Genomic DNA, 12,523 nt, shown 5'->3' with positions numbered 1-12,523 from the left:
ACCAACTATTCAAATTATCTAAAAACAATTAAAACTAGGTAATATAAATATGATGCAAAGTTCATTAGGATTTCCAATAGATACCATGTTGGTATTTGTTGTGCTAGTCTTGGCTGCAATTATTGTTGATTTATATGCTCACCATAACGATAAACCTATCAGTTTGAAAAATGCCATTATATGGTCACTTTTTTGGATAATTGTTGCACTGGGGTTTGCACTATTTTTATACATTCATCATGGGAGTACTACTGCTAGCTTATTTATTGCTGGTTACGTCCTTGAAAAAGCACTATCTGTCGATAATTTGTTTGTCATTATGGCTATTTTTTCTTGGTTTTCAGTACCTAATAATTATCGACATCGCTTACTTTATTGGGGAGTTATTGGCGCTATTATATTCCGCGCCATATTTGTTGTAATTGGAACAGGTTTGTTATATTTAAGTCCTTGGATGGAATTAGCTTTTTCAATATTAGTAGCTTGCACTGGAATAATAATGCTAAAAAATCAAGATAATGGCCAAGACTTAAAGGATTATTCAAATCACTTAACTTTTCGCATCGCCAAACGTATTTTTCCATCTTACCCCAAAATTGTCGGTCATCACATTTTATTAACAAAAAAACAACTTGATATAGAACTTGCAAAACCTGAGAATAGTAATTTAGTTGGTAAAATACCTAAAAGTATTTTTTATGCTACACCGCTGTTTTCATGTATTGTTGTAATTGAGTTAAGTGACGTTATCTTTGCGTTTGATTCTGTTCCTGCCGTGATTGCTGTAAGCCAAGAACCGTTAATTGTCTATAGCTCGATGATTTTTGCTATTTTGGGGCTTAGAACTATGTATTTTATTTTGCAAGCCATGAAACAGTATTTAGCTCATCTTGATAAGGCAATTATCTGTTTACTCTTTTTTATTGCCGGAAAATTGGCATTAAATGCAAGTAATCATCTATTTGGATACGGTATTGATATAGATCCAATTACCAGTCTTTATATCGTTTTAGGCACACTAGCTTTAGGAATTATTGCTAGCATCATCTGTCCGAAAAAATAAAGTGCGATAATTAGAGTAAAAATATTGGCAGGTTTTCCTGCCAATATTTTTAGTATAAATTTATTGACGTTTTAAAGATCGAATAAAATAACTTATACCTAAAATAACAAACCAAATAGGAGTTGCCACTAATGCTTGGCGAGTATCAATCTCAAAAGTAAGTAATACAATCACGAAGGCAAAAAAAGCCAAACAAACTAAGCACATAAAAATGCCTCCAGGCATTTTAAATTGAGATTGTTCATGTGAGTTATTTCTTTTACGACGATAAGCAATATAAGAAATAAGAATCATCGACCAAATAAACATAAATAAAATAGCCGAAATTGTAGTTACTATAGTAAAGGCTTCCATGACATTAGGCACTAAATAAATCAAAACAACTCCACCAAACAAACATGTGCACGAGAATAATAGCCCATTAGCCGGTACAGAGCGACTCGATAATTTCCCAAAAGGTTCAGGAGCATCTTGTTTTTTAGCAAGCCCAAACAGCATTCTGCTTGTTGAGTAAATACCACTATTAGCAGATGATGCTGCTGAAGTTAATACTACAAAATTAATAATACTTGCAGCAGCAGGCAAGCCAATTAGAGTGAATAATTCTACAAAAGGACTTTTGTTTGGAGAAATAAACTCCCATGGAGTTACACTCATAATAATGATTAAAGCAAAAACATAGAAAAAGATGATACGCGCAGGCACTGAATTAATTGCACGAGGCAAATTTTTGCACGGATCAACGGTTTCAGCTGCAGTTGTGCCAACTAACTCAATCCCAACAAAAGCAAAAATAGCAATTTGAAATCCAGCAAAAAAACCCATACTACCATGAGGGAAAAAGCCCCCGTATTCCCACAAATTCGAAAATGCAGCTGTGGTACCCGTTTGTTCGGAATGAAAAGCAGTCAAAATGAGTACAAGCCCAATTCCTATCAATGCAAAAATTGCAATAATCTTAATCATTGAAAACCAAAATTCTGTTTCACCAAACATTTTTACCGTTAATAAGTTTAGTGTTAAAAGTAAAGCAACTGTTAATAACATTGGTATCCATGACTGCAGTTCAGGAAACCAATGTTGCGCATATCCAGCAATTGCAATAACGTCGGCAATCCCTGTAATTACCCAACAAAACCAATATGTCCAACCAGTAAAAAATCCAGCCCAAGGACCCAAAAGGTCATTGGCAAAATCACTAAAAGATTTGTACTTTAAATTAGAAAGAAGGATTTCCCCCATCGCTCGCATAACAAAAAAAAGGATAAAACCAATAATCATATAAACAAAAATAATAGAAGGCCCTGCAAGACTAATTGTCTTACCCGAGCCCATAAATAAACCTGTTCCGATTGCACCACTAATTGCAATTAATTGAATATGACGGTTAGAAAGATTTCGCTTCAGATCATTTTTTGAGGATGTAATGCTCATCGCTATTATTTCCTTTTATTTTCTATATTTCTCGACTTACTAAGAGTCTAGGACTATAAAGTCTATAGAATAAAATCGCAAGTTGAATTGTTATGAAAACTTTTTATGGATTCATAATAATTATCTGTAGTTTCTTATAATAGAATTGTGTAGCATAACTAGCCATATTGCTTAACTTATTATAATTATTTTTCAAGATGAAAGAAAAAGATCGTTATTATTATTTTTATTTTTTAAGTATTTTACTTGTTTTATCTATTTTTATTGGTAGCCAATACTATTCAAATAAACCAACTAATCAAGGCCAACAATATAAAGATGGAAAATTATCTTTACCACTTAACATTAATCATCCTCAATTAAGTATTCCTGTCAACATATCAGACTACATTATTCAAATAGCTAAAATTAAATCGTCATCGCCTTCTTTATATAAAAAAAATGAACATATTTATAAAGCAATAAATGAGTGGATTAGCCGTTCTTTAACGGTTGATGAATTTTACAAGGTGGGACTTAACAGTTACGAAATGGTTGGACAAGATGGGTATGGCAATATACATTTGACAGGCTACTACACTCCGATAATCAAAGCAAGGCATCAACCAACAGCAGAATTTAAATACCCTATTTATAAGATGCCAGTTGTTAGTGATGAAGAACAACTACCAAATCGTGAACAAATTTATAATGGAGCTCTTTCTGATAGAGATCTTGAAATTGCATACAGTAATTCCTTAATGGATAACTTTATTATGGAAGTACAAGGTAGTGCCTATATTGATTTTGAAGATGGTTCACCTTTAGTCTTCTTCAGCTATGGAGGTAAAAATAATTATGGCTATTCTAGTATAGGAAGATTATTAGTAGAACAAGGCGAAATAGAAAAAGAAAAAATTTCTATACAATCAATTAAAGATTGGGCAAAAAACAAACCAGAAAATAAAATTAAAGCTTTACTAATTCAAAACCGTTCATTTGTTTTTTTTAATCCACAATATAATGCTGAAGTTACGGGTGCTGCTGAAATACCTTTGGTTGCAAATGCATCAGTCGCATCGGATAAATCAGTCATTCCTTTAGGATCTGTAGTATTAGTTGATGTGCCGCTTCTTGAAGACGATGGGCAATATCGAGGCAGACGAGAAACTCGACTTATGGTTGCACTTGATGTTGGTGGTGCTATAAAAGGTCAACATTTTGACCTTTATCTAGGAATAGGAGATAAAGCAGGAAAATTAGCCGGATACTATAACCATTATGGACGCGCATGGGTACTACAGCCTTAAACTACTAACGTCGACGCCATCAAAAGAACCTGTTAGAATAAAGTAATACAAGCTGAATTAAGGATAACTCATGAGATTATGTGACAGAGATATCGAAGCATATTTAAAAAATGGTAAATTAAAAATAACACCGCAGCCTGCAGCAAGCTGTATTAATGGTGCGACTGTTGATGTTAGATTAGGTAATCAATTTCGAACTTTTCGAGAACATACTACACCTTATATAGATTTAAGTGGCCCAAAAGAAGAAGTATCTGCAGTCTTGGAACGAGTGATGAGTGAAGAAATAGTATTACCTGAAGGTGACGCCTTTTACTTACATCCTGGTGAGTTAGCATTAGCTGTAACTTTAGAATCAGTCACTATTCCTGACGATTTAGTTGGCTGGTTAGATGGCCGTTCATCACTTGCTAGATTAGGTCTAATGGTTCACGTTACAGCTCATCGTATCGACCCCGGCTGGCAAGGACAAATTGTATTAGAATTTTATAATTCAGGAAAAATTCCATTAGCACTTAGGCCTGGAATGACAATCGGCGCGCTCAGTTTTGAAACACTAACTGGTCCTGCTACAAGACCATACAATCGGAGGTTAGATGCAAAATATAAAGACCAGTATGGTGCTGTTGCCAGTCGTATTGATAAAGACTGAATAATCGATAACCATAACGAAGGAACATTAATATGATCAAAAAAATATTGGTTATTCTATTTGCTTTAATTTTAGTCATAACAATTAGTGTTGTTTCATTGATTGTTTTTGTTGATCCCAACAATTTTCGTGGGTTTATTTCTGATACAGTTAAAGATAAAACAGGATATGAATTATCCATCGATGGAAATTTACGTTGGCATATATGGCCGCAAGTGAGTATTTTAACTGATTCAATTAAGCTAACTGATGCAGGAGCTTCAAAACCCCTTCTAACTGCAGATAATATGAGATTAGACGTTGAGTTACTACCTCTATTCTCCAAAAAATTATCTGTCAAAAATGTTTTTATAAAATCAGCAGTTATCAGTATCACCAATGAAAGTAAAGGTAATATTGCAAAAAATGGTACAAAAACATCATCTAATACAACCACGAATAAACCAACTGATTCTAAAGATCAAAAAATTTCATCTAATTGGAAATTTAGCTTAAATAAATTTGAAGTTAGTGATAGTACTGTGACATTACAACATAATAATGATTTAATTAACTTTAGAAATATTAATCTAGTGTTAGAACAAAATAGTGAAAAAAATATTTCCATCGATTTAAAAGGTAATATAGATAAAAATCAACAAGATCTATCTTATTTGATACATGCATATGTCGATTTAAATCAATTTCCAGAACAAGCGTTAATCGATTTAAAGAAATTAGATTTCATTTATAAAGGTGTCGACAATTCAACAAAAGAGCTAAAAGGTAACATTAGCGGCGTATTTAACTACCAACATCCACAAATGTTACTTAAAAGCCAAAATTTAGCTTTTTCAATTAATGAAAATCATTTTACTGCTACAATAAATGCTGATTTGGCAAATAAACCATATATAAATTTGCAGTTAAATTCAGATAAAATCGATCTCACTTCGTTCTTGAAAACAAGTCAAAATTCAAATAAAGAAGCAAATCCTCAACAAACTTCACCAGTGGTGTCAAATGTCACAAAAACCAATAATGAATTAAACTTTCTGAATAATTTTAATGCTAAAGCTAAATTAAATATTAAACAGATTAATGCTAACAAAGTAACATTAAATAATATTGACATTGATATGACCAATGAGGAAGGTATTGCAATATTTAAAAAGATTAACTTTGATATTGCTAATGGCCATATAGCTGCAACTGGTTTAGCAAATGGCAAACAAAAAAGTACACTAATGAAGCTTAATACCAAAATATCAAATGTTGATTTAAATACATTTTTTAATCAATTAAATATAGCACATGATTTAGAGGGTTTATTTAACGCTACTGGAGATTTAGAAAGCAACAGCTTATCTGGTTCAAAAATCTTAGCCAACTTGCAAGGAAATTTGAATATAGTAGTGACTAATGCAAGGCTAAATAATTTAAATATTCAAAGAATCATCCAAAATACAGCAACTCAATATTCAAAGGACATCATGACTCCTGAAAATCAAAAAAAATATACTGAATTCCATAAAATTTCAGCTATTGGTAACTTAAGGCAAGGTAATTTGCAATTGTCGACATTAAATGCCAATTCTGAAACTCTTGATGTCATTGATGGCTCAGGGCGAGTTGGTTTTTTAAAACAAGATTTGGATGTTAATTTGAATTTAAAAATATTAGGTGGCTGGAACGGTAAAAGTGAAACAATTAGTAAACTGCAAAAGTTAACAATACCACTACGTATTTATGGGCAATTTGCTAATCTTCATTATCAAATAGATATGAGTAAATTAATTACCGATGCACTAAGCGATAAATTACAAGACCGTTTAGACAAACTCCGCGAAAAATTAAAAACTCATGACTCTAAAGATAATTCAAAATCTAAATCAAAAGCTGCAGATATCTTAGGCGAGCTAATAAGAAAGTAACAAGAAAAAAAGGTGACGTTGAGCAAATTCATCTTCACCTTTTTATGTTTAGAAGTTAAACTTTTTATAAAATAAACTTACTTAGATCTTCATCTGCAACAAGCTTATCTAAATGATCGCTTACATATTTAGCATCAATAGTTACAGTTTCTCCACCGAGTTCACTAGCTTCGAATGAAATATCTTCCATCAAGCGTTCCAAAACAGTATGCAACCTGCGAGCACCAATATTTTCATTTTGCTCATTTACTTGCCATGCTGATTCCGCAATTTTACGAATACCATCCGAGGTAAAATCGATGTTAACTCCTTCAGTTGCCATTAGAGCTTTATACTGAACAGTAAGTGAAGCATTTGGTTCGGTTAAAATACGTTCAAAATCTTCACTTGTTAGGGCTTGTAATTCAACCCTAATTGGTAATCTGCCTTGTAATTCAGGAATTAAATCAGATGGATTTGCTGTTTGGAAAGCACCTGATGCAATAAACAAAATATGATCCGTTTTAACAGATCCATGTTTAGTCGACACTGTACAACCTTCAACCAATGGTAAAAGATCTCGTTGTACTCCCTCACGTGAAACATCTGGGCCTGAAGAATTACCACGTTTACAAACTTTATCTATTTCATCAATAAAAACAATTCCATTTTGTTCTACTGCTTCAATCGCCTCATATTTAAGATCATCAGGATTAACCAATTTAGCAGCTTCTTCTTCAATGAGTTGTTTGAGCGCATCTTTAATCTTCATTTTACGTGGTTTTGTTTTTTGTCCACCTAAATTTTGAAACATTGACTGTAATTGATTGGTCATCTCTTCCATACCTGGAGGAGCCATAATTTCAACACCAATATTAACACCAGCTAATTCGATTTCTATCTCTTTGTCATCAAGTGAACCTTCACGTAATTGTTTGCGGAAAGCTTGTCTTGCTGTTGTATTATTATCTTCAACTTGTCCCCACCCATCTTTAGCTGGTGGTACAAGTACATCCAAAATGCGCTCTTCAGCTAATTCTTCCGCTCGATTACGATTGCGTTCAATCGCCTCTTGACGGATCATTTTTACTGCAGAATCAGTTAAATCCCGAATAATTGAATCAACTTCTTTCCCCACATAACCAACTTCGGTAAACTTAGTTGCTTCTACTTTAATAAACGGTGCATGCGCTAATTTGGCTAGACGTCTTGCAATTTCAGTTTTACCAACACCTGTTGGCCCAATCATAAGTATATTTTTTGGTGTAACTTCATGACGTAATGTTTCATCTAGTTGCATACGGCGCCAACGATTACGTAACGCAATTGCAACAGAACGTTTTGCTTTTTCTTGCCCAATAATATGTTGATTTAGTTCGCTTACAATTTCACGAGGAGTCATTTCAGACATAGTTAAATTTCTCTTAAATCAGATTAATAATTAAGTTCTTCAATTGTTTGGAAATTATTGGTATAAACACAAATGTCTCCAGCAATCGATAATGATTTTTGCACAATATCATGTGCAGAAAGTGAGGTATTATCTAGTAGTGCTCGTGCCGCTGCTTGCGCATAAGGGCCTCCAGAACCAATAGCAATTAAATCATCTTCTGGTTGAATGACATCACCAGTACCTGTAATAATCAATGATGCACTTTCATCAGCAACAGCAAGTAGTGCCTCTAGCTTACGTAGCATTCTATCTGTTCGCCAGTCTTTAGCTAGTTCGACAGCTGCTTTAGTTAAATGTCCTTGATGCATCTCTAGTTTTCTTTCAAACAGTTCAAATAGTGTAAAAGCATCTGCTGTACCGCCAGCAAAACCTGCAATCACTTTGTTATTATATAAACGACGAACTTTACGAGCATTTCCCTTCATAATAATACGCTCGCCGAGCGTAACTTGCCCATCGCCACCTATAACCACTTGACCTTCACGACGGACACTGACAATTGTCGTCATATTCTGCTCCTTCTTTCACTTAAGTAACTTTATTCGGAATGAATAGACTATATATAGGGATGATTAATATAATTTCAACATTTTAATTTGAAGATATTGTTAATTTATTTTAAAAAAATTTCTGGAAATATAGCGTTTGCGAATAGAAACTATTTTGGTTGAAAGTCAATTGTCATTATTTTTACTTGATTATAAAATGTGCTTGCAGGTTTTGGAATAATAGCTTGTTTAGTTGCAGAAAGGGCTTCTCGACATAATGCATCATCACCACCTTTTGCACTCACATCAAGCAATAAACCATCGGGTGCAATTTGAATTTCTAATACACAATTTCGGCCACTATATAATTTATTAGGATTAATAAACTTATTGCTAATCGCATTTTGAACTAATGATTTGTATTTATTTAGCTCTCCATCAGAAGCACCTTTACGACTAGCAGCACCACCTGATGGATTAGATGTGCCTGATGTTAACCCGTTTAGTAAATTATCAAGTTCTTTATCTTTTTTAGCTTGTGCAGCTCGCTTAGCTTTATCGGCAGCAGCTTTTTCAGCGGCTTGCTTTTTTGCTTGCTCTTCTTTCTCTTTAGCTAACTCAGCTTGTTTTTGTTCATTTTCAATTCTCTGCTTTTCTATAATTTCCTGTTCGGCTTTAGCTTTAGCTTCTTGTTCAGCTTTTTGTTTAATTAACTCTTCTTGTTTACGTTGATTTTCCTCACGTTGCTTTTCTAATAGCTCTCGCTCAGCTTTTAATTTAGCTTCTTGCTCAGCTTTTTGTTTAGCTAATTCCGCTTGCTGTTGTTCTAAACGCTGCTTTTCAGCTTGTCTTTGCTGTTCTTCTAGCTGTTCTTTAGCTTTACGTTCATCTTCTTCTTTTTGCCTTGCTACCCGTGCCGCCTGTGCAGCCTCTGCCTCTTTCTTTTGTAGTTCTTCTACTTTTAAGCGCTCTCTTTCTAACTCTTTAAGTCGTTGCTGTTGAGCCAGTTGCTGTTCTTGTAAAGCTTGAGCCTGCTCTTCTATTTGTTGCTGCCTTTGTTGCTCAGCCCGCTTTTGGCTAATCTGTGTTTTTAGTTGTCTTTGGTATTGTTCATTCATTACAGAAGGATCAACCATAATAGCATCGATAGAGTTGCCGTTAAAGCTACCATAATTAACATCATTACTATACATAACTCGGTAACCTAAAATAATAATTAAAATGATATGTAGTATAATAGATATTACAATAGCTATACTTAATTTTGAATTTGACTTATGAGACATTGCTGACATCTTTTATAATATTTAAATTGGTTGAGTCATTAATCCTACAGACTTAACACCTGCTGATTGTAATAAATTCAACGCTTTTATAATTTCTTCATAGGGAACATCTTTAGCTCCACCAACTAAAAACACGGCCTTTTCATTAAGCAACATCTGTTGCTTAACTTCTGCAACAATTTTTTCTTGTGGTAAATTAGCTTGACGGTCATGCTCAATAATTAGAGCATAAACTCCAACACCTGATACTTCAATAATGATTGGTTTAGTTTCTGATGGTGAAATCGTCTTAGATTCCGATGCTTCAGGTAGATCAACTTCAACACTTTGACTAATAATTGGTGCCGTTGCCATAAAAATAAGCACTAATACTAATAGTACATCAAGTAAAGGTACTATATTGATCTCAGATTTAGTCGAATAACGAGAACGTCTGCTTCTACTCATAATTATTTCCTAACAGCAACTGCTTGGCGTTGTAAAATTGCAGAAAATTCATCAATAAAGTTAAGATAGCTTTGTTCAATTCGACTCACACTCAATGATAAACGATTATAAGCAAGTACGGCAGGAATAGCAGCAAATAGACCAATTGCGGTTGCAATTAATGCTTCAGCAATCCCTGGCGCAACCATCTGTAACGTTGCCTGTTTAACTGCACCTAAAGAAATAAATGCATGCATAATTCCCCAAACAGTACCAAACAAACCAATATATGGACTAATAGAACCTACTGTACCTAGAAAAGGAATGTGTAATTCAAGGATATCAAGTTCACGATTCATAGCTAAACGCATAGAACGCAATGCTCCATCTAAAGCAGATTCTGCCATATTTGGATTAATTTGATAAAGCCGTGAAAACTCCTTAAAACCTGAATAAAAAATATGCTCTGTACCACTAATTTCTTCTTTATAAAATTTCGCTTTATCAAATAAAATATTTAAATCATCAGCAGCCCAAAAACTATTATCAAATTCCTCAACTTGTTTTTTAGCTTTTCCTAAAATCTTACTCCGTTGAAATATAATAGCCCATGATATAACAGAAAAAGTAAGTAGCAATAACATAACACATTGTACTAACAAACCCGCTTGCAAAAATAGATTAATAATGTTCAGATTTTCCACTTATATAAACTCCAAAACTAATAACTTAGGAAGCCCGCATGGCTTCATCTTAGCGATATCTACACAGGCAATAAGCACATCTGCTGTGCTGATAACTCGTTCATTTTGATTAACAATAGTCTGTTTGAAAATAATAGATGCTTTGCGAGTTTGATCCACCTTAGTACTAATAGTAAGCATATCATCTAAACGAGCAGGAAAATAGTAGCTAATATCCATCTTTTTAACAACAAACGCAATATTTTCTTGTAATAAGGTCTGTTGGCTAATTCCTAGTTGTCTTAAAATTTCAGTCCTTGCTCTTTCAAAAAATGCTAGATATCTAGCATGATAAACTACACCGCCTGCATCTGTGTCTTCATAATAAACTCTTGCATTCCAATTGAATTGTTTCATATCCAAATCACACTAATCAAATTTGGTGTTATTATATCTGAATATAAACTTCCCTGCACTATGATATAAAAAACAGCAAATGAAAACAATTATCATTTTCCTTTATTGCTAATATTTTACTTACTAATTAAAAAGGTGACTATTTGTCACCTTTTTATTAATTTATACTTGATATTATTTGTTATTAGTTTCTTTTTCGCTACCCCTTTCAACTAACAAACCTGTAACAGCCGATAGCATACATGCAGCAATAATTCCTATAAACCACAAAATGTAATACATAATAGTTCCTTAATAAAGAGAATGTTTATTATTTTCAATATGATTTTTATCTAGTCTTCCAAACATTTTGATATATGACCAAATAGTGTATATAAGGACAATAGGTAAAAATATAAGAACCACAATAAACATAATATTAAGTGTTAATTGGCTTGATGATGCATCCCATATTGTTAAACTTGCATTTGGCATAATGCTTGAAGGCATAATAAATGGAAAAGTTGCAATACCATAGGTAAATAAAACACAGGCAATTGTTAATACTGATGAAATAAATACTAATGCATTTTTGTTTAGACTAGAAAAAAGAATAGTAAGCAGTGGTAACACCATACCTAAAACAGGGACTATCCATAAAACTGGATAATTCAGATAGTTATCTAACCATGAAGCATCAGTAGAAACTGTTTTAGTCAATGGATTAGATGCTGCATTATAATCAATCACACTGGTAACTTCATAACCATGAATGCCAAATGCAACCCAAACTCCAGCCAAAACAAATGCAATTAACATTACTAAGCTAGCAATTTGTGTAGCCTTTCTGGCTCTTAAATAAAGTTCCCCTGATGTTTTCATTTGTAACCAAGCACCACCATGAGCAACAAATAACATTAAGCTAACAACGCCAGTCAACAATGCAAAAGGATTAAGCAAACCAAAGAAGTTACCATCATAAAATACACGATAAGAGTTATCAAATCGGAAAGGAACACCTTCTAATAAGTTACCAAAAGCAACACCAAAAACTAATGCTGGCACAAAGCTACCTGCAAAAATACCAGCATCCCATAAATTACGCCATTTTGAATTTTCTAGTTTACTACGATAATCAAAACCAATTGGTCTAAAAAATAGCGCACAAAGAACTAAAATCATTGCAATATAAAAACCAGAAAACGACGCAGCGTATACCATTGGCCAAGCAGCAAATATTCCTGCACCAGCAGTAATTAACCATACTTGGTTACCATCCCAATGAGGAGCAATTGCATTAATCATAATGCGACGTTCTGTATCAGTCTTACCAATAAATGGTAATAAAATACCGACGCCCATATCAAACCCATCTGTTACAACAAAACCGATTAAAACAACACTAATCAGCACCCACCAGATGACGCGTACAATCTCGTAATCAATCATTGTGTATACTCC

12 protein-coding genes are annotated in these 12,523 nt (G+C 33.5%); 4 read left to right on the top strand and 8 right to left on the bottom strand.

From position 1 onward, the window contains the following. The first annotated feature begins 49 nt into the window (after positions 1–49). Positions 50–1,063, top strand: a complete 1,014-nt coding sequence (locus A9G38_RS04800) for a TerC/Alx family metal homeostasis membrane protein (RefSeq protein WP_034909732.1) — start codon at positions 50–52, stop codon at positions 1,061–1,063. A 60-nt stretch (positions 1,064–1,123) separates the two neighbouring features. On the opposite strand, the gene cycA is transcribed toward A9G38_RS04800, so the two are convergent. Further along, a complete protein-coding gene (gene cycA / locus A9G38_RS04795; protein ID WP_034909734.1) occupies positions 1,124–2,497 on the bottom strand; it encodes a D-serine/D-alanine/glycine transporter in 1,374 nt (457 codons plus the stop codon). Positions 2,498–2,694: 197 nt separating this feature from the next. Between cycA and mltA the strand changes: the two genes are divergently transcribed. The 3 genes from mltA to asmA all read left to right on the top strand — a co-directional run bounded on the left by mltA (position 2,695) and on the right by asmA (position 6,351). Next, complete coding sequence (gene mltA, locus A9G38_RS04790; RefSeq protein WP_051634111.1) at positions 2,695–3,786, top strand: murein transglycosylase A; 1,092 nt, start codon at positions 2,695–2,697, stop codon at positions 3,784–3,786. Between the two features lie 70 nt (positions 3,787–3,856). Further along, positions 3,857–4,438 (top strand): dCTP deaminase, encoded by a 582-nt coding sequence (gene dcd, locus A9G38_RS04785; RefSeq protein ID WP_034909736.1) that lies wholly within the window; start codon positions 3,857–3,859, stop codon positions 4,436–4,438. 32 nt (positions 4,439–4,470) lie between these two features. Next, positions 4,471–6,351, top strand: coding sequence for an outer membrane assembly protein AsmA (asmA, locus tag A9G38_RS04780; RefSeq protein WP_034909738.1), 1,881 nt, complete (start codon positions 4,471–4,473; stop codon positions 6,349–6,351). A gap of 64 nt (positions 6,352–6,415) precedes the next feature. Here asmA and hslU read toward each other — a convergent pair whose 3' ends face one another. The 7 genes from hslU to cydB all read right to left on the bottom strand — a co-directional run bounded on the left by hslU (position 6,416) and on the right by cydB (position 12,511). Then, entirely contained in the window at positions 6,416–7,741 is a 1,326-nt protein-coding gene (gene hslU, locus A9G38_RS04775; protein WP_034909739.1) for an HslU--HslV peptidase ATPase subunit, read from the bottom strand. Positions 7,742–7,764: 23 nt separating this feature from the next. Next, on the bottom strand, positions 7,765–8,292 hold the full coding sequence (gene hslV, locus A9G38_RS04770) for an ATP-dependent protease subunit HslV (protein ID WP_025316169.1): 528 nt from the start codon (positions 8,290–8,292) through the stop codon (positions 7,765–7,767). A gap of 149 nt (positions 8,293–8,441) precedes the next feature. Continuing rightward, positions 8,442–9,557 (bottom strand): cell envelope integrity protein TolA, encoded by a 1,116-nt coding sequence (gene tolA / locus A9G38_RS04765; RefSeq protein WP_034909791.1) that lies wholly within the window; start codon positions 9,555–9,557, stop codon positions 8,442–8,444. 21 nt (positions 9,558–9,578) lie between these two features. Next, entirely contained in the window at positions 9,579–10,004 is a 426-nt protein-coding gene (gene tolR / locus A9G38_RS04760) for a colicin uptake protein TolR (RefSeq protein WP_034909740.1), read from the bottom strand. A 2-nt stretch (positions 10,005–10,006) separates the two neighbouring features. Then, entirely contained in the window at positions 10,007–10,687 is a 681-nt protein-coding gene (tolQ, locus tag A9G38_RS04755) for a protein TolQ (RefSeq protein WP_034909742.1), read from the bottom strand. Next, positions 10,688–11,083 (bottom strand): tol-pal system-associated acyl-CoA thioesterase, encoded by a 396-nt coding sequence (gene ybgC, locus A9G38_RS04750; protein ID WP_141671730.1) that lies wholly within the window; start codon positions 11,081–11,083, stop codon positions 10,688–10,690. 291 nt (positions 11,084–11,374) lie between these two features. Next, on the bottom strand, positions 11,375–12,511 hold the full coding sequence (cydB, locus tag A9G38_RS04745) for a cytochrome d ubiquinol oxidase subunit II (RefSeq protein WP_034909746.1): 1,137 nt from the start codon (positions 12,509–12,511) through the stop codon (positions 11,375–11,377). Positions 12,512–12,523: the final 12 nt, after the last annotated feature.

It is taken from the genome of Gilliamella sp. Imp1-1 (assembly GCF_001690415.1).
Lineage (GTDB): Bacteria > Pseudomonadota > Gammaproteobacteria > Enterobacterales > Orbaceae > Gilliamella > Gilliamella bombi.
Note: the sequence above shows the minus strand (reverse complement) of the source record. Positions and strands in the feature narration are given on the sequence as shown.